This window comes from Bordetella genomosp. 6 (assembly GCF_002119705.1).
GTDB classification, from domain to species: domain Bacteria; phylum Pseudomonadota; class Gammaproteobacteria; order Burkholderiales; family Burkholderiaceae_B; genus Bordetella; species Bordetella bronchiseptica_F.
On the sequence record NZ_CP021107.1, the window covers coordinates 2,461,794 to 2,484,675 of the forward strand.

Below are 22,882 nucleotides of genomic sequence, written 5' to 3' on the forward strand. Positions count from 1 at the left end.
TACGGAACAAATAACGCCGAAAAGACGGTTGTTTTCGGGCATTGGGATTGCGCGCGGTCCATCCATAATCCACGCTCCCACACCCAAAGCACGTTGCATGCGTAACCTGCCCCGAGCATCCATGTCGTACGTTTATCCCCACCGCGAAGCCAGCGGGAGCCGCCGATGAATCAGCAGGCAACCCTGAGCGCGTCGCTGCTGGCGAGGTTTCCCGTGCTGGAGAAACTGCGCGCCCTGCCCAAACCCGTCCTGCTTGGGGCGGCGGCGGCGCTGATCGCCGTGGTGGCCGCGGTGGCGATGTGGAGCCGCGAGCCCGATTACAAGGTGCTGTTCTCCAACCTGGACGACCGCGATGGCGGCGCCATCGTCTCGGCGCTGGGCCAGATGAACGTGCCCTACCGCTTCAGCGACAACGGCAGCGCGCTGCTGGTGCCCGCCGATCGGGTCTACGACACGCGCATGCAGCTGGCCAGCCAGGGCCTGCCGCGCGGCGGCTCGGTGGGCTTCGAGCTTCTGGACAATACCCGCTTCGGCGCCAGCCAGTTCGCCGAGCAGATCAACTATCAGCGCGGCCTGGAAGGCGAGCTGGCGCGCTCGATCGAGGCCATGCACACCGTGCAGCACGCCCGCGTGCACCTGGCCATGCCGCGCCAGTCGCTGTTCGTGCGCGACCGCCAGGCCCCGACAGCCTCGGTGCTGCTCAACCTGTACCCGGGCCGCAGCCTGAGCGACGCCCAGGTGTCGGCGGTGGCCTGGCTGGTGGCCTCCAGCGTGCCCGAGCTGACCGCAGAGAATGTCTCCATCGTCGACCAGAACGGCCGGCTCCTGTCGGCGCCGCTGGGCGAAGGCCGCGGCATGGACGCCGACCAGTTGCGTTTCGTGCGTGAAATGGAACAGCGCACGGTCGAGCGCATCCTGACCATCCTCAACCCGCTGGTCGGCCCCGGCAACGTGCATGCCCAGGCCAGCGCCGAGATCGATTTCGCCCGCCGCGAAGAGACCTCGGAGGTCTACCGCCCCAACCAGGAACCGGGCCAGGCCGCCGTGCGCAGCCAGCAGACCAGCGATTCGCGCCAGACCGGGCCGAACGCGGCGCAGGGCGTGCCCGGCGCGCTGAGCAACCAGCCGCCGGCCAACGCGCAGGCGCCCATCGTCAACCCGCCGGCCGTCGCCGGCACCCCGCAGCAGCAACAGCAGCAGCGCGCGCAGCAACAGGCCGCCGGCGCCACCACCCAGGCGCAGCAAGGCCCCGTGGTGCCGAGCAACGACCGGCACGACGCCACCATCAATTACGAAGTCGACCGCACCATCAGCCACGTCAAGCAGCCGGTGGGCATGCTCAAGCGGTTGTCGGTGGCGGTGGTGGTGAACTACCTGCCCAACAAGGACGGCGAATCCGAGGCCCTGCCGCCCGAGGAACTGAACAAGCTGACCAATCTGGTGCGCGAGGCCATGGGCTATTCGGAAGCGCGCGGCGACTCGCTGAACGTGGTCAACAGCCAGTTCAACGACACGCCGGCCGCCCTGCCGCTGTGGCGCGACCCGGAACTGATCGCCATGATCAAGACGGCGCTGGGCTGGCTGTTCGGCCTGATCCTGGCCTTCTGGCTGTACCGCAAGATCCGCCCGGTGGTCACCGACTACTTCTACCCGCAGGTCGACCCCGAAGTGGCCGCCGCGCAACGCCAGGAAGCCGAGCGCGAAGCGCAGGCCGCCGCGCGCGCCCGCGAGGTCGACCGCTACGAAGACAACCTGCAGCGCGCCCGCGACATGGCGGGCAAGGATCCGCGCGCTGTCGCCATGGTCCTGCGTTCGTGGATGAGCAAAGATGAAAAATGACGGAAAGCCCCTGGACGGCATGACGCGCAGCGCGGTCCTGATGATGTCGCTGGGCGAGGACGCCGCCGCCGAAGTCTTCAAGTACCTGAGCGCGCGCGAGGTCCAGCAGGTGGGCGCGGCGATGGCCAGCCTCAAGCAGGTCACGCGCGGCGACGTGGCGGTGGTGCTGGAGGAGTTCCGCCAGGAGGCCGACCAGTTCATGGCCGTGACCCTGGGCTCGGACGACTACATCCGCACGGTGCTGACCAAGGCGCTGGGCAGCGACCGGGCCGCCGGCCTGATCGAGGACATCCTGGAGGCCGGCGAAGGCGGCAGCGGCATCGACGCGCTGAACTGGCTGGACCCGCACACCGTGGCCGAGCTGATCGGCGACGAGCATCCGCAGATCATCGCCACCATCCTGGTGCACCTGGAGCGCGACCGCGCCGCCAGCGTGCTGGCCATGCTCAGCGAGCGGATGCGCAACGACGTGATGCTGCGCATCGCCACCTTCGGCGGCGTGCAGCCGGCCGCGCTGTCGGAGCTGACCGATGTGCTGAACTCGGTGCTGGCCGGCCAGGGCGCCAAGCGCAGCAAGATGGGCGGCGTGCGCACCGCCGCCGAGATCCTGAACATGATGAATTCGTCGCAGGAAGAGGCCGTGGTCGAAAGCCTGCGCGAGCGCGACTCCGACCTGGCCCAGAAGATCATCGACGAGATGTTCGTGTTCGACAATCTGCTCGACGTCGAGGACCGCGCCATCCAGCTCATCCTCAAGGAAATCGACAACGACACTCTCATGGTCGCCCTCAAGGGCGCCGGCGACGAGCTGCGCAACAAATTCCTGCGCAACATGTCCAGCCGCGCGGCCGAGATGCTGCGCGAAGACCTGGAGGCGCAAGGGCCGATCCGCATGTCCAAGGTGGAAGGCGAGCAGAAGAAGATCCTGCAGATTGCCCGCCGCCTGGCCGAGAGCGGCCAGATCGTGCTGGGCACGCAGGGAGACGACGCGTATGTCTGAGGCCCTCGCGCGCGAACCGGCTGCCCTGCCGCGCAGCGCCGCCTGGCGCCGTTGGCAGATGCTGTCGTTCGACGAGCCGGCCGAGGCCGAGACGCCCGAACCGGCGGCGCTCGAACCCGCACCCGAGCCCGCGCCGGACCCCGAGGAGCTGCTGCGCGAATGGCGCGCCACCGCCGAGCAGGCCGGCCATGCCGCCGGCTACCAGGCCGGCCAGGAGCAAGGCCGGCGTGACGGCTACGCGGCCGGCCACGCGGAAGGACTGGCGGCAGGCCGCGCCGAGGGTCATGCCGAAGGACTGGCGCAAGGCCGCGAACAGGCCCGCCAGCAGGCCGAGCGCCTGCATGCGCTGGCGCAGGCCTGCGCCGCCTCGGTCGCGCGCCTGGAAGACAACATGGGCCAGAGCCTGTTGACGCTGGCCCTGGATATCGCCGGGCAGGTGCTGCGCACCACCCTGGCGGAGCATCCCGAGGCCATGGTGGCGGCGGTGCGCGAAGTGCTGCATATCAATCCGGCCACCGGCGCGGCCATGCGCCTGTGGGTCCATCCCGACGACCTGGAACTGGTGCGCACGCACCTGGCCGACGAGCTGGACGAGGCCAACTGGCGGCTGCAGGCCGACGAATCGATCACGCGCGGCGGCTGCCGCACCGAGACCGCCTACGGCGATGTCGACGCCACGCTGCAGACGCGCTGGCGCCGCGTGGCGGCCTCGCTGGGCCGCAGCGCCGCCTGGGAGGAAACCGCGTGAACCCGCCCGCCCTGCCGCTGCCGGCCGACACGGCCGCCGTGCCGGTGGCCGACCGCTGGCAGACGCAACTGCAGATCGGTTCGATCCGCGCCGCCTCGACCGAGCCCTGGCTGGTCAGCGGCCGCATCACGCGCGCGGCAGGATTGGTGCTGCACGCCACCGGCCTGCGCCTGCCGGTGGGCGCCGCCTGCCGCATCGAACTGGCGCGCGGCCATGACCACTGGGCCGACGCCGAGGTGGTGGGATTCGACGGCCACACGCTCTACCTGATGCCGCAAAGCGACATCTCGGGCCTGCCGCCCGGCGCCCGCGTGGTGCCGGCCGAGCCCGCCGTGCAGCGGCCGGTGCCGCTGCCGCGCAAGGCCGAGCTCAACGGCAACGCCAAGCCGCAGGTGGGCCGCCACCTGCCGGTGGGCAACGCCATGCTAGGCCGCGTCGTCGATGGCGCGGGCCGGCCGCTCGACAGCCTGGGCCCGCTGGCCGGCGCCGAACAGGCGCCCCTGACCGCCCTGCCCATCAACCCCTTGTCGCGCGCGCCCATCGACAGCGTGCTCGACGTGGGCGTGCGCGCCATCAACGGCCTGCTGACCGTCGGCCGGGGCCAGCGCATGGGTCTGTTCGCCGGGTCGGGGGTGGGCAAGAGCGTGCTGCTGGGCATGATGGCGCGCTACACCCGCGCCGACATCATCGTGGTGGGCCTGATCGGCGAACGGGGCCGCGAGGTCAAGGAATTCATCGAGCACAACCTCGGCCCCGAGGGCCTGGCCCGCTCGGTGGTGGTCGCCGCGCCGGCCGACGTCTCGCCGCTGCTGCGCCTGCAAGGCGCCTCCTATGCCACGCGCCTGGCCGAACATTTCCGCGACCAGGGCCTGGACGTGCTGCTCATCATGGACTCGCTCACGCGTTTCGCCATGGCGCAGCGCGAAATCGCGCTGGCGATCGGCGAGCCGCCGGCCACCAAGGGCTATCCGCCCTCGGTGTTCGCCAAGCTGCCGGCGCTGGTCGAGCGCACCGGCATGGGCGCGCCGGGCCCCAACGGCAAGGCCGGTTCGATTACCGCCTTCTACACCGTGCTGGCCGAAGGCGACGACCAGCAGGATCCGATCGCCGACTCGGCGCGCGCCATCCTGGACGGGCACGTCGTGCTGTCGCGCCACCTGGCCGAGGCCGGCCACTACCCGGCGATCGATATCGAAGCCTCGATCTCGCGCGCCATGACCTCGCTGATCACGCCCGAGCAGTTCCAGCAGGTGCGCCGTTTCAAGCAGATCCTGTCGCGCTACCAGCGCAACCGCGACCTGATCTCGGTCGGCGCGTACGTGGCCGGCGCCGATCCGCAGCTCGACGACGCGATTGCGCGCTATCCGCGCCTGGAAGCGTACCTGCAGCAGAACATCGGCGACAGCGTGGACTACGGCACGGCCATCGATCAACTGCAGCGCAGCCTGGAAACGAGGGAGGCCTATGCCTAGCCAATTGCCACTGGACATGCTGATCGGCCTGGCCAAGGACAACACCGACGAGGCGGCCCGCGAACTGGGCCGCCTGAGCGCCGAGCGCAACAACGCCGAACAGCAGCTCAACATGCTGCAGGACTACCGCCAGGACTACCTGCAGCGCATGCAGACTGCCATGCAGTCGGGCATGTCGGCCGCCGACTGCCACAACTACCAGCGCTTCATCGCCACGCTGGACGATGCCATCGGCCAGCAACGCCATGTCCTGCATCGGGCCGAGGCGCACCTGAACGACGGGCGCCTGAACTGGCAGCAGCAAAAGCGCAAGCTGAATTCGTTCGACACCCTGGCGCAGCGCGAATCGCGCGCCCAGGCGCTGCTCGAAGCGCGCCGCGAGCAACGCGTCAACGATGAATACTCCGCCCGGCTGGTACGCCGCCAGGCGGGCTTCTGATATCCATGAGCCGCAACAGGACAGCCGCTATGACGACCGCTACCCTGCCCCTTCCCGCCCTGACGCCCGCGCCCGGTCCGGCCGCTCAGGGCGCCTCGGCCGCCGCCGGCAAGGGCCCCAGCTTCTCGCAGGTACTGGCCCGCCAGCACGGCGGCAAGGCCGGCGAAACCGGCACGCCGGCCGCGCCCGGCGGCCAGGCCGGCGCGCCGGTGCAAGGCCCCGCGACGCAGAACCCGGCCGGCGCCGGCAAACCCGGCAGGCCTGGCGACAACGCGGCCTGGCCGGCGGACGGCCAGCAGGAGCAGGCGGCCGGGACGGCCGCCGACGCCGCCACGCTGGCCGCGCTGGCCGCGCTGGCCGCGCAAGCCGCGCCGGCCCCCGCGCTGCCGCTGCAGGCCCTGGAGATCGCCGCCGAAGCCGCCGCCGTCAACGCCCAGGTTGCAGCCGCCGCCCAGGCGGGAAGCGCCGCCGGCCGACAATCCGCCCACGCGGCGATGCTGCCGGCCGGCCAGCCGGCCATGCCGGCCGCGCTGTCCGCCGCCGGGGCGCCGCCCGCCGATGCCGCGCCGGCCATGCCGGCCGCCCTGCCGCAAGCCGCGCAGCCGGCCGTCCCGGCCCAGGCCGCGGTGGCGGCCAGCGCGCCCAACGCGCCGGCCGCCGAAACCGCCGCAACGCCGCCCGCCGCGCCCGGCCTGCCGCACCCGCTGCCGTCCGCCGGCGGCGCGCCTGAAGATGGCGGCGAGGCGGCCGAGCCGCCCGCCACCGCGCCGGCCCAGCCGCAGCCGCTGGCCGCGGCCGAACACGGCGCGGCCCTGCACGCGGCGGCCCAGGCGCATCTTGCCGCGCGCCAGACCGTCGGCAACCCGGCCCCGGCAAGCCAGCCCGCCGCCGCGCAGCCGCTGGCGCTGGAGGTCGCCTCGCCGGTGGGCTCCAGCCAATGGGGCCAGGAGCTCGGCCGCCAGCTCGTCACCATCAGCCACGATGCGCGCCAGGGCCACCATACGGCCGAACTGCGCCTGGACCCGCCCGACCTGGGCCCCTTGCGCGTCAGCATCAACCTGCATGAGGGCGTGGCCAGCGCCGCGTTCGTCTCCACCCACGCGGCGGTGCGCCAGGCGGTCGAGGCCGCCTTGCCGCAACTGCAGCAGGCGCTGGCGCAGGCCGGCATCTCGCTGGGCCAGACCAGTGTCGGCGACCAGTCCGCGCAGCAGGGCTTTGCCCAGCAGCAGGGCCGCGGCGCCGGCGCTTCGGGCGGCGGCGCCGCGGGCGCCGAAAGCGAGGCGGCCACCGTGGCCGCCGCGCCGGCGCGCAACGCCGATGCCTTGGTCGATACCTTCGCATGAGGGTCGCGCGCAGCGCAGCAATAGCTTGAGATACCCGGCTTTCGCCCTGTTTTTCGCCTGCCAGCGCGGGCGCGAATTGGGGCAGAATGCCTTCATTCCATCAAAATCCGTTTCATAGCGGCACTACGCATCGACATCGAGATGGCAACGACCAAAACTTCCACCATGCCGTCGCGCACCACCCTTCCCCTGCGCTCGGGCGGCGCCGGCCGCCTGCTGCGCCCGCTGCTCATGCTGCTGGGCCTGGCCCTGGTGGTCGCCGCCAGCGTGGCCGGCACGTGGTACTTCATGAAGCGCATGCAGCCGCCGGTGGCCGTGCCCGTGCAACTGGGCGTGGGCCAGCCGCAGGCAACGCCCATGCAGTTCGTCGCGCCGCCCGCGGCGCCGCCGGTGGTGCCCGCGCCGATCTTCATCCCGCTGGAAGCCTTCACCGTCACGCTGCAGAACGCCGACAGCGAGCGCATCCTGCACGTCGGGATCACGCTGCGCGTCAGCGACGAGCAGACGCGCCAGCGCATCGAAAAGTACATGCCCGAGGTGCGCAGCCGCATCCTGATGGTGCTGTCCTCGCAATCGCCGCAAGCGGTCCAGACCCTGCAGGGCAAGACCGAGATGGCGCAGGCCATCACCGAGGCGGTGAAACGCCCGTTCTCGCCCCTGCCCGACGGCCAGTACGTGACCGACGCGCTGTTCACGGCATTCGTGGTGCAATAAGCATGGCCTACGAGGCTTTTCTTTCGCAGGACGAAGTCGACGCGCTGCTGGCCGGAGTCACGGGCGAAAGCGACGAGAAGCAGCCGGCCGGCGACGAGGCCGGCGCCCCGCGCGCCTACGACCTCAGCTCGCCCGAACGCGTGGTGCGCCGGCGCATGCAGACGCTGGAGCTCATCAACGAGCGTTTCGCGCGCCACATGCGCAATGTGCTGCTGAACTTCATGCGCCGCAACGCCGACATCACCGTCGGCGCCATCAAGATCCTGAAGTACGCCGATTTCGAACGCAACCTGCCGGTGCCCAGCAACCTGAACATGATTCAGATGAAGCCGCTGCGCGGCACGGCGCTGTTCACGTACGACCCGAGCCTGGTGTTCCTGGTGATCGACAGCCTGTTCGGCGGCGACGGCCGCTACCACACCCGCGTGGAAGGCCGCGACTTCACCACCACCGAGCAGCGCATCATCCGCCGCCTGCTCAACCTGACGCTGGAGAGCTACGGCAAATCCTGGGACCCGGTCTATCCGATCGAGTTCGAGTACGTGCGTTCGGAAATGCACACCAAGTTCGCCAGCATCACCGGCAACAACGAAGTCGTGGTGGTGTCGCCCTTTCACATCGAATTCGGCGCGACCGGCGGCGATCTGAATATCTGCCTGCCCTACTCGATGATCGAGCCGGTGCGCGACCTGCTGACGCGCCCGCTGCAGGACACCGCGCTCGAGGAAGTCGACCAGCGCTGGGCGCAGCAGTTGCAGCGCCAGGTGCGCAGCGCCGACATCGACCTGGTGGCGGAGTTCGGCCACATCCCTTCGAGCATCGGCGAGCTGATGCGCATGAAGGCCGGCGACGTGCTGCCCATCGCCGTGCCCGAGACCGTCACCGCCCACGTCGACGGCGTGCCGCTCATGGAGTGCGGCTATGGCGTCTTCAACGGCCGATACGCGCTGCGCGTGCAAAACTTGATCAATTACGACGATACCGATTCCAACGAGGCCCCCGACCATGACTGATACGAACGAGCGGCCCGACCAGACCGGCGCCGGCGCGCCCGCCCCGGCGGACGACTGGGCCGATGCGCTCGCCGAACAAAACCGCGCCGCCGCGCCCACCCAGGCCGACGGCCTCAAGCCGCAGGACGACTGGGCCGACGCCATGGCCGAGCAGAACGCCGCGCCGGCCGTGCAGCCGGCCGCGCAATCCGTCTTCAAGCCGCTGGCCACCAAGGAGACCGGCCAGGGCACCGACATCGACCTGATCATGGACGTGCCGGTGCAGATGACGGTGGAGCTGGGCCGCACGCGCCTGACCATCAAGAACCTGCTGCAACTGGGCCAGGGCTCGGTCGTGGAGCTGGACGGCCTGGCCGGCGAGCCGATGGACATCTTCGTCAACGGCTACCTGATCGCCCAGGGCGAAGTGGTCGTGGTGGACGACAAGTACGGCATCCGCCTGACGGACATCATCACGCCGTCCGAGCGCATCAACCGCTTGAACAGCCGCCGCTGAAAACCGCTCCATGACCGAATCCGCCGTCCTGCGCGTTGTCATCGGCCTGGCGCTGGTGATCGCGGCCATCCTGGTCTCGGCCTGGCTGGCGCGGCGCTCGGGCCTGATCCAGCGCCACGGCGGCGCCCTGCTGCGCCAGGTCGGCGGCATGAGCCTGGGCCCGCGCCAACGCGTGGTCGTGCTCGAAATCGAGGACACCTGGCTGGTGCTGGGCGTCACGCCCAACCAGCTGACCACCCTGCACACCCTGCCGGCCGGCCAGCTGCCCGACCCCTCGCCGGCCGCCGCCGGCACCTTTGCCGCCAAACTGGGCCAGGCGCTGCAGCGCGGCCATCGAGTAGACAGGCCCTAGGCTTGCCCGCAATGAGCATCAGCTTCCGCTTTTCCGATACGCGCCGGCGCGCGCCCTGGTGGCCCGCCATGGCCGCCGTCGCCGTGGCCGCCGCAGCGCTGTGGCCCAGCGGCGCCCTGGCGCAGGCCACCCTGCCGGCCCTGACCGCCACGCCCGGGCCCAATGGCTCGGAGACCTACTCGCTCAGCATGCAGACGCTGCTGCTGATGACCTCGCTGTCGTTCCTGCCCGCTGCGCTGCTGATGATGACCGGTTTCACGCGCATCATCATCGTGCTGGGGCTGCTGCGCAGCGCCATGGGCACCGCGATGTCGCCGCCCAACCACGTGTTGATCGGGCTGGCGCTGTTCCTGACCTTCTACACCATGTCGCCGGTGTTCGACAAAATCTACACCGACGCCTACCAGCCGCTGGCCGCGGGCAGCATTCCGTTCGAAACGGCGGTCGAGCGCGCCGGCGCGCCCCTGCACACCTTCATGCTGCACCAGACCCGCGAGAATGACCTGACGCTGTTCGCCAACCTGGCCAGCCTGCCGGCCATGGAAGATCCGTCCAAGGTGCCGATGCGCATCCTGATCCCGGCCTTCATCACCAGCGAACTGAAGACCGCGTTCCAGATCGGCTTTACCATCTTCATCCCCTTTCTCATCATCGACCTGGTGGTCGCCAGCGTGCTGATGGCGCTGGGCATGATGATGGTGCCTCCGGTCACCGTGGCGCTGCCGTTCAAGCTGATGCTGTTCGTGCTGGCCGACGGCTGGCACCTGCTGCTCGGCTCGCTGGCCCAGAGCTTCTACCAATAGCGCGAGGAAGGCCGCCATGACCGCCGAAACCGTGATGTCGATGACCTACCAGGCGCTCAAGGTCGCCCTGGCGCTGGCCGGACCGCTGCTGCTGGTCACCCTCATCGTCGGCCTGGTCATCAGCATCTTCCAGGCCGCCACGCAGATCAACGAGATGACGCTGTCGTTCATCCCCAAGCTGCTGGCCATGTGCGGCACCCTGGTGCTGCTGGGCCCCTGGCTGCTGGGCCTGCTGACCGACTACATCCGCCAGCTGATCGGCCAGATCCCGATGCTGGTGTCCTGAACGCGCCTGGCCGCGCCGCGCCATGATCGCGTTCACCATGGAACAGCTCAACGGCTGGCTGGCCCAGTTCATGTGGCCGTTCGTGCGCATCCTGGCGCTGGTGGGCGCCGCGCCGCTGTTCTCCGAGTCGACCATCCCCACGCGGGTGAAGATCGGGCTGGCCTTCATGCTGACCATCGCCGTCGCGCCGGCGATCGGCCCCATGCCCGCCGTGCCGCCCAGTTCGTATGCCGGGCTGTTCCTGCTGGGCCAGCAGGTATTCATCGGCGTTGCGCTGGGCCTGTCCATGCGGGTGGTGTTCGCCGCGGTGCAGACCGCGGGCGAGTTCGTCGGCCTGCAGATGGGCCTGTCGTTCGCGTCGTTCTTCGACCCGGCCACCGGCGCCAACACCGCGGTGCTATCGCGGCTGTTCAACATCATCGCGATGCTGGTTTTCCTGGCGCTGGACGGCCACCTGCTGGTGCTCGGCGCGCTGGTGCGCAGCTTCGACACGCTGCCGGTCGCGGTGGGCGTGCTCGACCGCAACGGCTGGGGCATCCTGGCCGAATGGGGCGCCACCATCTTCGTCTCCGGCCTGCTGCTGGCGCTGCCGCTGATCTGCGCCCTGCTGACCATCAACCTGGCCATGGGCATCCTCAACCGCGCCGCGCCGCAACTGTCGGTGTTCGCCATCGGCTTTCCCGTCAGCCTCATCGTCGGCCTGGTGCTGCTGGCCATCGTGCTGCCGCATTCCGGCCCCTTCCTCGAACGCCTGTTCGAACAGGGCCTGAACACCATGAATAACGTGGCCAACGGACTGGCGGGCAAGTAACCCCCTCGGGTGCCTGTCCCCGCAGGGGGACTGGCGCCCGCTGACTCCCTGCGGTGCCTGTCCCCGCAGGGACAGGCACCCGGCGGCACCTTGCCTGCCCCCCGCACCACCACCCTCACCCCTGTTCGCGCGCCATCCTGAACACGCGTATCGTCTCGCGCAACGCGGCCGACTGGTGGCCGAGTTGCGCCACCGTGTTGCCCAGCTGCTGCACCAGGCCTGAGTTCTGCACGGTCATGCCGTCCATCTGCGAGACGGCCTCGTCGACCTGTTCGATGCCGCTGGCCTGCTGCTGCGAGGCCACCGAGATTTCGCCGATGATGTCGGTGACCCCGCGCACGGCGTCGACGATCTCCTGCATGGTGGCGCCGGCCTGCTCGGCCTGCAGGGAACCCTCGGTCACGCGGCTGACCGAGTCCTCGATCAAGTCCTTGATCTCGCGCGCGGCCTGGGCGCTCTTCTGGGCCAGGCTGCGCACTTCGCCGGCGACCACCGCGAAGCCCTTGCCGGACTCGCCGGCGCGGGCCGCCTCCACGGCCGCGTTCAGCGCCAGGATGTTGGTCTGGAAGGCGATGCCCTCGATGATGTTGACGATCTCGGCGATCTTGCGCGAGCTGTCCGAAATGCCGTGCATGGTATCGACCACGCGCCCGACGGCATCGCCGCCGCGGCGCGCCACGTCCATGCTGCGCGCCGCCAGGTCGTTGGCCTGGCGCGCGTTGTCGGCGTTCTGGCGCACCGTGGAAGTCAGCTCTTCCATGCTGGCCGCCGTGTTCTGCAGCGAGGCGCTCTGATCGTCGGTGCGGGCCGACAGTTCCTGGTTGCCGCGCGCGATGCCCAGGGCGGCCTGCGTGGTGCCTTCGATGCCGCCGTAGACGTCGCGCGCGATGCCGACCAGGCTCTTGCGCATGACATCCAGCGAGAACGCCAGCTTGCCCACCTCGTCGTTGGCGTCGCTGCCGATCTGCGTCGTGAGGTTGCCGGCGGCCACCTGGCGCGCCATGTCGGCCGCGCTTTCCATGGTGCGCAGCACCGCGGCGCGCAGGCGACACTGCATCGCGAGCACGCCCAGCGCGGCCAGCGCCACGGCGGCGCTCGCGACCCCGGCCTGCGCGCTGCTCCATTGCTGCCACCAGGGCGCCAGCGCGGCGGCGCCCGCGCCAGCCACGGCCAGCGCGGCCAGCAAGGACTGCCGCAGCATACGCGCGCTCAGGCCGCCGCGCAGCGGAAACGCGGCGGCGGCCAACGCGCGCCGCCAGCCGGTGGGCACCACCTGGCCACGCGACAGGCGCCGGCCACGCAGCGTGCCGGCGCGCAGCCGCGCATACGCCGCTTCGGCGGCCTCGATCTGCTCGTCGCTGGCCTTCACACGCACCGACGAATAGGCCACCACCTCGCCGTCTTCGTAGATCGGCGTGGCGTTGGCCAGCACCCAGTAGAAGCCGCCGTCCTTGCGGCGGTTCTTCACCACCCCGAGCCAGGACTGCCCCGCCTGCAAGGTGCGCCACAGGTCCTCGTACGCCTGGGGCGGCATGTCGGGATGCCGTACCAGGTTGTGCGCCTTGCCGATCAGTTCGTCGCGCTCGAAGCCGCTGACCTCGACGAAGGCGGGGTTCGCGTAGACGATCCGCCCCTTGGTGTCGGTGCGCGAGATCAGGTATTGGTCCTCGCGCAGCTTGGTCTCTACGTCATATATCGGGAGGTTAACGCGCACTGCCAGTCTCCTGTGGAACTGCTGAACAACACATCTCGGACATGCGATCCGCCCGCGCGGCCGCTGCCTGTAAAAAGACGATCCGGCGCGGCGCTGGCCGCGGCGGATCGCCGCTTTCCCGCCCGGCTGGACGGACCGCCCGGCCCGCGGCCCCGCGGCCACGGCGCCGGGACGCCGATCAGGACTGCGCCACCAGGGGCGCCGCGTAGCCCGACAGCTGGTGCGCCGGCACTTCGATCACTTCGCCGGTATTGATCTTGAACACCGCGACCGCCTCGGCCAGGCGCTGGGCCTGCTCCTGCAGCGAACCGGCCGCCGCCGCGGCCTCCTCCACCAGCGCCGCGTTCTGCTGCGTCACCTCGTCCATCTGCGACACCGCCCGGTTGACCTGATCGATCCCGCTGGACTGCTCTTCCGAGGCCGCCGAGATCTCGCCCATGATGTCCGTCACCCGCTTGACCGAGGCCACGATCTCCTGCATCGTCGCCCCGGCGCGCTCGACCTGCTGCGAACCCGTGCCCACCTTGTCGACCGAGTCCTCGATCAGCACCTTGATCTCCTTGGCCGCCTGGGCGCTGCGCTGCGCCAGCGAGCGCACTTCGCCCGCCACCACCGCGAAACCCTTGCCCTGCTCGCCCGCGCGCGCCGCCTCCACCGCCGCGTTCAGCGCCAGGATGTTGGTCTGGAACGCAATCCCGTCGATCACCGACACGATCTCGGAAATCTTGCGCGAACTGGCCGAGATGTCCTGCATCGTCGTCACCACTTCCGACACCGCCGAACCGCCGCGCTCGGCCACGTCCGAGGCGCTGGCCGCCAGCTGGTTGGCCTGGCGCGCGTTGTCGGCGTTCTGCTTGACCGTCGAGGCCAGCTGCTCCATCGACGCCGCGGTCTCCTCCAGCGAGGCCGCCTGCTCCTCGGTGCGGCTGGACAGGTCCGTGTTGCCGGCCGAGATCTCGCGCGACCCCACGTTGATCTCGTCCACCCCGCGGCGAACCGTCGCCACGGTGCGGGTCAGGCTCTCCTGCATGCGTTTCAAGGCGGCGAACAGCTGGCCGATCTCGTTGCTGTTGCGCACCTCCACGCGCGCGGTCAGGTCGCCGGCGGCGATCCTGTCGAAATGCTGGCCGGCCTCCTTGAGCGGGCGCACCACCAGGCGGCCGAACACCGTGCGCGCCACCAGCATCAGGACCAAGGCCAGCACCACCGCCGCCGTCACCGCCATCAGGGCGCGGTCGAAGTTGGTGCGGGCCTCGTCCATGGTGGCCTGCTGCTGCTCGTTGATGTACTTGCTGAAGTCGCCGATGGCGGCAATGAAGGCGGCGCTGCGCGGCGTGCCGTACTCATTGTTGACCATGTAGAACGTCGAGTAGTCCTCGCTGCGAAGGGCTTCGACCATGGTGTCCACGCCATCGTCGATATACGAGCGGTAGCGCCGCACCAGGTTCATCGACAGCTGGCGGCCGGTATCGTCCTCCAGCATGTTCTTCTGGAAATCGGCAAAGCGGGTACGCACGCCCGCCAGCAGATCGGTGGCGTCCTTCAGCGAAGCGGCCGCGGCCTGGGCGGCGTTCGCGCCGCTGCCCCAGCCCGACTCCTGCAGCTGGCGCGCCGACACCATCAGCGAGACGCGCGCGCGCAACATGTCGCTATTGATGATTTCCACCTGGCCGACCCGGTCGGTCAGGGCGTTGATTTCCCCCACCGACTGGTAATTCTGTTGCAGGAAATACGCAGCCATCGCGCCGACGCCGGCAATCATGAGCGCGAATACGCCCAACACCCACATCAGCAATGAGCCGACATGGGCGTCACGCAGGCGGAGGCTGCGCTTTTGCCTGGGCGCTCGCGCGCGCTTGTTGGCCTTGACCTTCTTGGCACCAGTTTCGAGATCCGCTTCCATGTTTCCCCCCGTCCTTCAGGAATTTCAAAAATGACGCTTTCCCCGGCGCGCGAGGCGTGCCAGGGAAAGCGGCCACGCCGGCGGCAATCCGGCGTCGGTGGCGTCGGCGACTATTGCACTGGAGCCGCCGGCACCGGTATGGCAACCGGCGCCGCCTGGGGAGCCGCTTGCGGCGCCGCCGGTTCGGCGGGCCACGGCGGCTCGGGGCCCAGCAACTTGCGGCGTTCCCAAGGCTCCAGCAGGATATTGGTACTGTCGACCAGACGCATCAGCCGTCCGTCGGGGCCGAACTGCAGCAAGGCTTCCTTGCGGCTGTAGAACCCGTCGGTGACGAACGTGATCTTGAACTGCCACAGGGCCAGCACACCGCCGTCCCGTTGGCCATATATCGTGTCCGGCGGCGCGCCCAGCTCGCGCGCCGCCTCTTCCAGCGTTGTCTGCCCCGGCGTCAGCCGCGACAGCCGGCCCGGGTCGAAATTGTGTCCGGTGGCCGCGCAGCCCGCCAGCCATAGCACCACCAGCATGGCGCCCAATCCCGCTATCCATCTCGGCATGGCGTGCTCCTTGCGGTCGGCGGGGTTCAAAAGGATTCCCAGTCGTCGTCGGCCGGCGCACGGCGGCGCGAAGGCGCCGGCGTTGCCGCGTCGGCCGCCGGCCCGGCCGCGGCCGGCCGGCGGGCGGGTCGACGTACGCTGGCCGCCTCGGCCGCCACTTCCGCGCGCGCGGCCGGACGCGCCAGCCGCGGCGCCGATGCCGGCGCCGGCTCGGTCCGCCCCTCGGGCGCCGGGGCGCTGGCCGCCGGCGCCGCCGCCACGCGCGGCGCCTGGCGCTGCTGCGCCAGCTGGCGCGCCGAAACGTCGATCACCTCGCCGGCATTGATCTTGAACACCGAGACCGCTTCGGCCAGGCGCTGCGCCTGCTCCTGCAGCGAACCGGCCGCCGCCGCGGCCTCCTCCACCAGCGCCGCGTTCTGCTGCGTCACCTCGTCCATCTGCGACACCGCCCGGTTCACCTGCTCGATCCCGCTGGACTGCTCTTCCGAGGCCGCCGAGATCTCGCCCATGATGTCCGTCACCCGCTTGACCGAAGCCACGATCTCCTGCATCGTCGCCCCGGCGCGCTCGACCTGCTGCGAACCCGTGCCCACCTTGCCGACCGAATCCTCGATCAGCACCTTGATCTCCTTGGCCGCCTGGGCGCTGCGCTGCGCCAGCGAGCGCACTTCGCCCGCCACCACCGCGAAACCCTTGCCCTGCTCGCCCGCGCGCGCCGCCTCCACCGCCGCGTTCAGCGCCAGGATGTTGGTCTGGAACGCAATCCCGTCGATCACCGACACGATCTCGGAAATCTTGCGCGAACTGGCCGAGATGTCCTGCATCGTCGTCACCACTTCCGACACCGCCGAACCGCCGCGCTCGGCCACGTCCGAGGCCACGCCGGCCAATTGATTGGCCTGGCGCGCGTTGTCGGCGTTCTGCTTGACCGTCGAGGCCAGCTGCTCCATCGACGCCGCGGTCTCCTCCAGTGAGGCCGCCTGCTCTTCGGTGCGGCTGGACAGGTCCGTGTTACCGGCCGAGATCTCGCGCGACCCCACGTTGATCTCGTCCACCCCGCGGCGCACCGTCGCCACGGTGCGCGTCAGGCTCTCCTGCATGCGCTTCAAGGCGGCAAACAGCTGGCCGATCTCGTTGGTGCTGCGCACGTCCACGCGCGCGGTCAGGTCGCCGCCGGCGATCCTGTCGAAATGCTGGCCGGCTTCCCTGAGCGGGCGCAGCACGGCGCGGCCGATGAACAGCCCGCAACCGGCGCACAGCGCCAATGCCACGACGATCAACGCCAGGGTTACCGTATTGGCGCGCAGGTGCTCGGCGCGCGCGTCCTCCACCAGCGCATCGGTAGCCGTATCGATCCGGTCCAGGTAGGCCGACGCCGCCGTATCGAAGGCGGTGTTCAAGCGCTGCGCCGAGGGGTTGAGCTGCACGAACTCGCCCAGCTTCTGCTCCTGCATGGCCTGCATCTGGCGCGCCGCCACATCCAGATAGGCGCGAAATGCCGTTTCCACCGCGCCGGCCTGGTCGGCTGTCGAAGACGCCTTGGCCACCCGCAGGAACGATTCGAAGCGCTCGCGCGCCTCGCCGGTCTGGCGCTGCGCGTGGGCCAGCGTATCGGCCGACTCCTTCAGCCGCCCTTCCTGCAGGTCCAGCATCGACGAGACCATGTTCAGCCGCGCCCGCAGCAGCATGACGTAGGCGTCGTAGGCCGGCACCGCCTGGTTCGAATACGCGTTGTTGACGCGCTCCAGCTTGTCGTTGCTGGAACTCATGCCCAGCCAGGCCATTCCATTGGACACCAGCATCGCCACCAGGAACAGGCCCAGCACCAGGGTGATGCAGGTGCGTACCTTCAAATTCGACCACATGATTATTTGCTTTCCATCGAACACGCGCTCCTCGAGGGGAGCGCGCGCCATTTCCCGACTATGAGGCCTGCCGTGGATCTATCGACCCATCGAGAACAGGCTGTTTCCCTGTATGCGTTGCAGGGCCAGCGAAGCCGCCTGCAATGCGACCTGCCGCAACAGCAAGTCGCTGGTCGCCTGGTAGATATTCACGTCCTCCAGGTCAGACAGCTGCTTGACGTACGACAATCCCTTCTGCGCGCCGGTATTGCCCAGCGCTTCCAGTTCATTGAGGCGGGCGCCCACCGAAGCCTGCACCGTCAGCACGTTGTCCAGCGACAGGTTCAGCTTCTTGTTGGCCGTGGCCAGCGTGTTGGCCAGCGCGGCGGCGGCCCGCGGATCGCCGCTGATGGGCGTATCGAGCGCGTTGATCAGATCGTTGAGCGTGTCGAACACGTCCACATTGGCCGACTTCGGCGTGGTCACGGCGAACGTGTCGCCGGCGGCCGGCTGGCCGTCCACCTTGACCTTAAGGCCGCCGATATCGATGACGTCGCCCGGCTTGACCGGCACGTTGGCCGGCAGGCCGGGATCCGGCGGCGTGCTGGTCACGCTGTAGAGCAGACCGCCGGCGCCGTCGTCCAGGAATTCCACGCTCAGGTTCTTGCCGGTCAGCCCGTCCGGCAGCGACACCGGCGTCAGCGCGGCCGATCCGGTATTGGCCGCGTCGCCCTGCACGCCCATCTTCCAGGACTTGGGCGTCTCCACCGTGAACACATCGCCCGCCTCCGGTTGGCCCGTCAGCTTGATCGACACGCCGTTCATGTCGATCACCGAGCCTTCCGAATAAGGCATGTTGGCCGGCAACGGCTGCTCAGGCGGGACCACGGGCGGATCGCTGAGCACCGAATACTGCAGCTCGTCGGTCACCGGATCGCGCGCGAATTCGATGCGGAAATCACGCCCCACGTAATTGTCGGCGCGCGGCCCGTCGAACGACACCGCGCCGTATTGGCCGGTGCCGGTATTGCCCGCGCCGGCGTCCGCAATATAGGCCAGCGTGCCGCTGGTGACGCTGTTGAAGATATCGCTGCCGACGTCGCCGCCGCTCATCAGGCGGCTCTGGTCGACCTGGATGCCGCGCTGGCCCAGGTCGCCGTTATAGGTCACCTTGCCGGTCGCGGCGTCGAAGCTGTAGGGCTGGGTAAAACCCTTGTAGCCGGAAAACAGGAACTGCCCGTTGCCATCCGTGGCGTTGGCCAGCCCCACCAGTTCCTCGCGCGCGCCCTTGAGCGCGATGACCAGCGCCTGGCGATCGGCGTCGCTCATGGTGCCGTTGCCGGCCTCGACCACCCGCTTGAGCATTTCCTGCATGTTCTTGACGACCGACTGCAGCGTATTGGTCTGGGCGCCCAGCGCCTGCTCGGCCTGCTTGCGGTTGGCGTCGTAGTTGCTGTTCATGCTGGACGTCTGCGAGACATTGACCGCCAGCGCGGCGGCCAGCGGGTCGTCGGCCGGCGTCAGGACCCGGCGGCCGCTGGAGAGCTGCTCCTGCAGGCGCGCCATGGCGGCTTCCTGGTTCAGCACGCCGTTCAGGCCGTTCTGGTAAATCAGTGCGGTGCTCAAACGCATCGTCGAACTCCAATCTCTTGTTTAGCGTCGCGCTCAGCGCAGGCCCAGCAAGGTGTCGAACACCGTGCTGGCCACGTCCAGGATCTTGGCGCTGGCCTGGTATTGCTCCTGGAAGATCGTCAGGTTGACGTATTCTTCGTTCAGGTTCACGCCCGACACCGACAGGTGGGCGGTGGCCTGCTGCTTGACCAGGTTGGCCTGCGCCGTGTTGGCCGTGCTGACCTGCTGGGTCTGCACGCCCACGTTGTTGACGAGCTGCGAGAACATCTCGTTCAGGCTCATGCTGCCGTTGCCCAGCACCTTGGCCGTCTGCAGTTCGGCCAGCTTCAGGCCGTTGTTGCCGTTGGTCGTGCCCAGCGCCGAATCGGCCAGCGCCAGCTTGCTGGGGTCGCTGATCAATTGCTTGAGGTCGCGCGCCGCGTCGCGGGCCGGCTGCAGCGTCCAGACGTCGCCGGCGGCCGGCGTGCCGCTGCCGGTCAGGGTCAGGCCGTCGAACGACAGCGTGGGCGGCGTGCCGCTGGGCGTGACGCCGAAACTGCTGCCGTCGGACAGGCGCGTCACCGTGTAGTTGGCGCCGTCGTACTGGATGCGGTAGGCGCTGGCGCGGATGGCGTTGGCGTCCGTATAGGCCGACTGCCACTCGCCCGTGCTGGTATTGCCGGCATTGCGGATCGCCGCGGGCGCCTTCAGGCCGAACATGTCGCCGCCAGGCTGGCCGTCCAGGTCGTAGCCCTGGCGGTGCTGCGCGTTGAACGCCATGGCCAGCCCGATCGCCAGCTGGCCCAGCTGGTCCTGCACCGCGTCCAGCGACTGGCTGCGGAAGCTGAGCAGGCCGCCCAACTGCCCGCCGGTGACCTCGCTGTCGTTCATTTCCACCTGGATGGTGGTGCCCGGCCCCGACGGCAGCGTATAGGCCACCGCCAGGCGCTTGGGGTCGCTGGCCGAGGGCACCGCCTGCAACGGGTAGACCGTCGTGCCCGACAGCAGGGTCTGCCCGCTTTGCAGCGTGATGTTGAAGGCGTCGCCCTGCTCGTAGAAACGGATGCCGGTCAGCTGATTCAGTTCCGAGACGGCCTGGTCGCGCTGGTCCAGCAGGTCGTTGGGCGCGTGGCCGTCCTTGCCGCGCGCGATGACGATCTGCTTGTTCAGGTCGTTGATGCGCTCGAGGTAGCTGTTGACCTGCTCGACCGTGGTCGAGATCTGCGTATTGAGGCCATTGCGCTGGTTTTCCAGCTCCTGGTAGGCCGTGTTGATCTGGGTCACCAGGCTGTTGGCCTTGCCGATCATGTCGGCGCGCACGGCCGGATCGGCCGGCTTGGTGGCCGCGGCGTTGGTGCTGGTGAACAGGCCCGCGAGCGCCGGCGTGATGCCGACGGTGCGATCGCCGAACAGATTGTTCACCTGCGACACTTGCGCGAGGTGGGTGCTCAGCTGGGCGCTGCTGCCTTGCGCGCCGACCAGCTGCCGGTACAGGAAACTGTCGTACTGGCGCGTCACCGTATCCACCTGCACGCCGCGGCCGAAAAAGCCCTGCCCGGTCTCGCCGGCGCCGGCGGTCGAGGTGATGACACGCTGGCGGCTGTAGCCGACCGTCGTGGCATTGTTGATGTTGTGGCTGGTCGTCTCCAGGCCTGCTTGCGAAGCGTTCAGGCCGGTCAGCGCCAAGTTGTACAGATTCATGCTAGCAATGCCCCGTAATTCACCGCACGCGGTTCAGATGCCTGGTTAACGGCAGCCCGCCGCCAATATTTAGAGGCCGCCGGAAAAATCGGCGCGCGCCACGCTGGTGCGCAGCTGGCCCATGATGCTGATCAGCTTCTCGGCATAGCGCGGATCGGTGGCGTAGCCGGCCTCCTGGATGCGCCGCGCCGCCTCGATTTCGTTGCTGGCCTGGGTGACCGCCTCGTAGCGCGGGCTGTTGCCGATCAGGCGGGCGTAGTCGCTGAACGACTCCTCGTAGGACGAATAGGCCCTGAACGGCTGCACCAGCTTCTGCGCGACTCCGTCGACGTACTCGGTCGTCATCACATTGACGACCTTGCCCTTCCAGCTGGCGCCCGCCTTGATGCCGAACAGGTTGTAGCTGGTGCTGCCATCCTCGTGGCGCAGTTCGCGCCGGCCCCAGCCCGATTCCAGCGCCGCCTGGCCCAGGATCAGCCGCGCCGGCACGCCGCTTTGCTGCGCCGCGACATTGGCCGCGCGCGACATGCGCGACACGAAGTCGACCACGTGCGAGGGCGCGCCCTCGGCCGCCGCCATGGCGCGGTCGCGCGCCCGGTTGTTGCGCAGCACGTCCAGCAGCGCGTTGACCTCGCGCCTGGGCGCGGGGTCGGGCTGTACGTAGTTGCCGCGCAGGTCGCGCACCAGCGGCGCGGGCGCGGCCGTGCCGGCCAGCGCGCGGGCCGCGGCGGCGTCGCCGCCAGCCGCGGCGGGCTGGACCGGCGGCTGGCCCTGCTGCATCTGCCCCAGCAGCGCCTGCGCCAGGTCGATGCCCGGCGAGGCCAGTTGCAGGGCCAGTTGCTCGTCGGCCATGGCCTGCAGCATCTCGGTCTGCTGCGAATCGAACAGGCCCTCCTTGGGCGTCGCCTCGCGCATGCGCTTGAGCATCATCTGCAGGAACAGCGCCTCGAACTGGCGGGCCACTTCCTTTTGCTGGCCCTCGCCGCCCGGCGCCTTCACCGCGTCGCGCTTGAGGTCGGCCAGGCGCCCCAGGTCGAAGACCGATTCCTGGGCGCCCGGGCGGGGGGTATAGCTGACGAATGACATGGCTGCGTCGGTGGGCCTTAGATGATTTCCAGGTCGGCGCGCAGGGCGCCGGCGGTTTTCATGGCCTGCAGGATGGCCAGCAGGTCCTGCGGCGTGGCGCCCAGCGCGTTGAGCGCCTTGACCACGTCGGCCAGGTTGGCGCTGGTGGTCACGCGCTGCAGCGCGCCGCCGTCCTGGCGCACCTCGATCTGCGTGTTCGGCACGACCACGGTCTGGCCCTCGGTAAACGGCGTATCGGGCTGGAACACCTGGTTCTGGCGGTTGATGATCACCGACAGGTTGCCGTGCGCCACCGCGGCCTCCTCGATCATGACCGTGCGGTTCATCACCACCGAGCCGGTGCGCGCGTTGATGATGACCTTGGCCGTGGCCGGCGCGCGCACGACCTGCAGGTTCTCCACCTGCGACAGGAACGCCGGCATCATGGACGGGTCCAGCGGGCCGCGCACCTGGATCACCCGGCCGTCCAGCGCCATGGCGGTGCCGGCGCCGAACTGGCGGTTGATGGCCGAGGCGGCGTTCTGCGTCGTGCCGAAATCGGTATTGTTCATCTCCAGGTACACCATGCCGTCCTGCGCGTACATGGTGGGCACGGCGCGCTCGACTATCGCGCCGTTGCTGATGCGCCCGCCGTTGAGCTGGTTGATCTGCACGCTGGAGCCGCCCGCCGAGGCCCCCGCCCCGCCCACCAGGATGTTGCCCTGGGCGATGGCATAGACCTGGTTGTCGGCGCCCTTGAGCGGGGTCATCAGCAGCGTGCCGCCGCGCAGGCTCTTGGCATTGCCCATCGACGACACCACCACGTCCACGGTCTGGCCGGGGCGCGCGAACGACGGCAGGGTCGCGGTCACCATGACGGCGGCCACGTTCTTCAACTGCATGTTGCTGCCCTGCGGCACCGTGATGCCCAGCTGCGACAGCATGTTGGTCAGGCTTTGCTGCGTGAACGGCGTCTGGCGCACCTGGTCGCCGCTGCCGTCCAGCCCCACGACCAGGCCGTACCCGATCAGCTGGTTGCCGCGCACGCCCTGGATCGAGGCCAGGTCCTTGAGGCGCTCGGCATGCGCGGCGCCCGCGCCCAGCAGCGCCAGCGCCAGGACGGCGCGCGCCAGCGGAATCAGCAAAACGGATAGCGAGGTCGGAAATGTCATGA

21 protein-coding genes are annotated in these 22,882 nt (G+C 69.3%); 13 read left to right on the forward strand and 8 right to left on the reverse strand.

Translation table 11 applies throughout. The annotated features are described in order from the left end of the window. Window positions 1–165: 165 nt before the first annotated feature. The 13 genes from fliF (at window position 166) to fliR (ending at window position 11,316) form a co-directional block, all read left to right on the forward strand. On the forward strand, window positions 166–1,839 hold the full coding sequence (gene fliF / locus CAL11_RS11515; RefSeq protein ID WP_033464075.1) for a flagellar basal-body MS-ring/collar protein FliF: 1,674 nt from the start codon (window positions 166–168) through the stop codon (window positions 1,837–1,839). Next, window positions 1,829–2,839 carry a flagellar motor switch protein FliG gene (gene fliG, locus CAL11_RS11520; protein ID WP_003817203.1) on the forward strand — a complete coding sequence of 337 codons (1,011 nt, stop codon included), beginning with the start codon at window positions 1,829–1,831 and terminating at the stop codon, window positions 2,837–2,839. The genes fliF and fliG overlap by 11 nt, the downstream gene beginning before the upstream one ends. Next, window positions 2,832–3,587, forward strand: a complete 756-nt coding sequence (gene fliH, locus CAL11_RS11525; RefSeq protein WP_086093002.1) for a flagellar assembly protein FliH — start codon at window positions 2,832–2,834, stop codon at window positions 3,585–3,587. Before fliG ends, fliH begins: the two co-directional genes overlap by 8 nt. Next, window positions 3,584–5,059: a flagellar protein export ATPase FliI gene (gene fliI, locus CAL11_RS11530; protein ID WP_033464081.1), complete on the forward strand. Its 1,476-nt coding sequence runs from the start codon at window positions 3,584–3,586 to the stop codon at window positions 5,057–5,059. The genes fliH and fliI overlap by 4 nt, the downstream gene beginning before the upstream one ends. Further along, a complete protein-coding gene (gene fliJ, locus CAL11_RS11535) occupies window positions 5,052–5,498 on the forward strand; it encodes a flagellar export protein FliJ (protein ID WP_033464084.1) in 447 nt (148 codons plus the stop codon). The genes fliI and fliJ overlap by 8 nt, the downstream gene beginning before the upstream one ends. Window positions 5,499–5,503: 5 nt before the next feature. After that, window positions 5,504–6,841 carry a flagellar hook-length control protein FliK gene (locus CAL11_RS11540; protein ID WP_086093003.1) on the forward strand — a complete coding sequence of 446 codons (1,338 nt, stop codon included), beginning with the start codon at window positions 5,504–5,506 and terminating at the stop codon, window positions 6,839–6,841. 141 nt (window positions 6,842–6,982) lie between these two features. Beyond that, window positions 6,983–7,555: a flagellar basal body-associated protein FliL gene (gene fliL, locus CAL11_RS11545; RefSeq protein WP_086093004.1), complete on the forward strand. Its 573-nt coding sequence runs from the start codon at window positions 6,983–6,985 to the stop codon at window positions 7,553–7,555. A gap of 2 nt (window positions 7,556–7,557) precedes the next feature. After that, a complete protein-coding gene (gene fliM, locus CAL11_RS11550; protein WP_068926288.1) occupies window positions 7,558–8,568 on the forward strand; it encodes a flagellar motor switch protein FliM in 1,011 nt (336 codons plus the stop codon). Further along, window positions 8,561–9,064: a flagellar motor switch protein FliN gene (gene fliN, locus CAL11_RS11555; RefSeq protein WP_086093005.1), complete on the forward strand. Its 504-nt coding sequence runs from the start codon at window positions 8,561–8,563 to the stop codon at window positions 9,062–9,064. The genes fliM and fliN overlap by 8 nt, the downstream gene beginning before the upstream one ends. 10 nt (window positions 9,065–9,074) lie before the next feature. Next, window positions 9,075–9,416 carry a flagellar biosynthetic protein FliO gene (gene fliO, locus CAL11_RS11560; RefSeq protein ID WP_086093006.1) on the forward strand — a complete coding sequence of 114 codons (342 nt, stop codon included), beginning with the start codon at window positions 9,075–9,077 and terminating at the stop codon, window positions 9,414–9,416. A gap of 11 nt (window positions 9,417–9,427) precedes the next feature. Further along, on the forward strand, window positions 9,428–10,219 hold the full coding sequence (gene fliP / locus CAL11_RS11565) for a flagellar type III secretion system pore protein FliP (RefSeq protein WP_086093007.1): 792 nt from the start codon (window positions 9,428–9,430) through the stop codon (window positions 10,217–10,219). A 16-nt stretch (window positions 10,220–10,235) separates the two neighbouring features. Continuing rightward, entirely contained in the window at window positions 10,236–10,505 is a 270-nt protein-coding gene (gene fliQ / locus CAL11_RS11570) for a flagellar biosynthesis protein FliQ (protein ID WP_003811859.1), read from the forward strand. 22 nt (window positions 10,506–10,527) lie between these two features. Then, window positions 10,528–11,316 carry a flagellar biosynthetic protein FliR gene (fliR, locus tag CAL11_RS11575; RefSeq protein ID WP_033462023.1) on the forward strand — a complete coding sequence of 263 codons (789 nt, stop codon included), beginning with the start codon at window positions 10,528–10,530 and terminating at the stop codon, window positions 11,314–11,316. A gap of 115 nt (window positions 11,317–11,431) precedes the next feature. Here fliR and CAL11_RS11580 read toward each other — a convergent pair whose 3' ends face one another. From CAL11_RS11580 to CAL11_RS11615, 8 genes are all read right to left on the reverse strand, one after another. Next, complete coding sequence (locus CAL11_RS11580; RefSeq protein WP_086093008.1) at window positions 11,432–13,030, reverse strand: methyl-accepting chemotaxis protein; 1,599 nt, start codon at window positions 13,028–13,030, stop codon at window positions 11,432–11,434. Between the two features lie 178 nt (window positions 13,031–13,208). Beyond that, on the reverse strand, window positions 13,209–14,933 hold the full coding sequence (locus CAL11_RS11585) for a methyl-accepting chemotaxis protein (RefSeq protein ID WP_086093009.1): 1,725 nt from the start codon (window positions 14,931–14,933) through the stop codon (window positions 13,209–13,211). A 110-nt stretch (window positions 14,934–15,043) separates the two neighbouring features. Then, window positions 15,044–15,487, reverse strand: a complete 444-nt coding sequence (locus CAL11_RS11590) for a hypothetical protein (protein WP_086094569.1) — start codon at window positions 15,485–15,487, stop codon at window positions 15,044–15,046. Between the two features lie 26 nt (window positions 15,488–15,513). Then, window positions 15,514–17,352, reverse strand: a complete 1,839-nt coding sequence (locus tag CAL11_RS11595; protein WP_086093010.1) for a methyl-accepting chemotaxis protein — start codon at window positions 17,350–17,352, stop codon at window positions 15,514–15,516. A 78-nt stretch (window positions 17,353–17,430) separates the two neighbouring features. Continuing rightward, complete coding sequence (flgL, locus tag CAL11_RS11600; protein WP_086093011.1) at window positions 17,431–18,963, reverse strand: flagellar hook-associated protein FlgL; 1,533 nt, start codon at window positions 18,961–18,963, stop codon at window positions 17,431–17,433. 33 nt (window positions 18,964–18,996) lie between these two features. Then, entirely contained in the window at window positions 18,997–20,643 is a 1,647-nt protein-coding gene (gene flgK / locus CAL11_RS11605; protein ID WP_086093012.1) for a flagellar hook-associated protein FlgK, read from the reverse strand. Window positions 20,644–20,712: 69 nt separating this feature from the next. Further along, window positions 20,713–21,729 (reverse strand): flagellar assembly peptidoglycan hydrolase FlgJ, encoded by a 1,017-nt coding sequence (flgJ, locus tag CAL11_RS11610; protein WP_086093013.1) that lies wholly within the window; start codon window positions 21,727–21,729, stop codon window positions 20,713–20,715. A gap of 17 nt (window positions 21,730–21,746) precedes the next feature. Then, entirely contained in the window at window positions 21,747–22,880 is a 1,134-nt protein-coding gene (locus CAL11_RS11615) for a flagellar basal body P-ring protein FlgI (protein ID WP_033460448.1), read from the reverse strand. Window positions 22,881–22,882: the final 2 nt, after the last annotated feature.

Coding starts and splice junctions, on each gene's coding strand:
- flgJ (WP_086093013.1), bottom strand. CDS start 21,729: ATGTCATTCGTCAGCTATACCCCCCGCCCGGGCGCCCAGGAATCGGTC.
- CAL11_RS11590 (WP_086094569.1), bottom strand. CDS start 15,487: ATGCCGAGATGGATAGCGGGATTGGGCGCCATGCTGGTGGTGCTATGG.
- fliG (WP_003817203.1), top strand. CDS start 1,829: ATGAAAAATGACGGAAAGCCCCTGGACGGCATGACGCGCAGCGCGGTC.
- CAL11_RS11615 (WP_033460448.1), bottom strand. CDS start 22,880: ATGACATTTCCGACCTCGCTATCCGTTTTGCTGATTCCGCTGGCGCGC.
- fliH (WP_086093002.1), top strand. CDS start 2,832: ATGTCTGAGGCCCTCGCGCGCGAACCGGCTGCCCTGCCGCGCAGCGCC.
- CAL11_RS11585 (WP_086093009.1), bottom strand. CDS start 14,933: ATGGAAGCGGATCTCGAAACTGGTGCCAAGAAGGTCAAGGCCAACAAG.
- fliM (WP_068926288.1), top strand. CDS start 7,558: ATGGCCTACGAGGCTTTTCTTTCGCAGGACGAAGTCGACGCGCTGCTG.
- CAL11_RS11595 (WP_086093010.1), bottom strand. CDS start 17,352: ATGTGGTCGAATTTGAAGGTACGCACCTGCATCACCCTGGTGCTGGGC.
- fliR (WP_033462023.1), top strand. CDS start 10,528: ATGATCGCGTTCACCATGGAACAGCTCAACGGCTGGCTGGCCCAGTTC.
- CAL11_RS11540 (WP_086093003.1), top strand. CDS start 5,504: ATGAGCCGCAACAGGACAGCCGCTATGACGACCGCTACCCTGCCCCTT.
- fliN (WP_086093005.1), top strand. CDS start 8,561: ATGACTGATACGAACGAGCGGCCCGACCAGACCGGCGCCGGCGCGCCC.
- fliO (WP_086093006.1), top strand. CDS start 9,075: ATGACCGAATCCGCCGTCCTGCGCGTTGTCATCGGCCTGGCGCTGGTG.
- fliP (WP_086093007.1), top strand. CDS start 9,428: ATGAGCATCAGCTTCCGCTTTTCCGATACGCGCCGGCGCGCGCCCTGG.
- flgK (WP_086093012.1), bottom strand. CDS start 20,643: ATGAATCTGTACAACTTGGCGCTGACCGGCCTGAACGCTTCGCAAGCA.
- fliL (WP_086093004.1), top strand. CDS start 6,983: ATGGCAACGACCAAAACTTCCACCATGCCGTCGCGCACCACCCTTCCC.
- fliF (WP_033464075.1), top strand. CDS start 166: ATGAATCAGCAGGCAACCCTGAGCGCGTCGCTGCTGGCGAGGTTTCCC.
- flgL (WP_086093011.1), bottom strand. CDS start 18,963: ATGCGTTTGAGCACCGCACTGATTTACCAGAACGGCCTGAACGGCGTG.
- fliJ (WP_033464084.1), top strand. CDS start 5,052: ATGCCTAGCCAATTGCCACTGGACATGCTGATCGGCCTGGCCAAGGAC.
- fliQ (WP_003811859.1), top strand. CDS start 10,236: ATGACCGCCGAAACCGTGATGTCGATGACCTACCAGGCGCTCAAGGTC.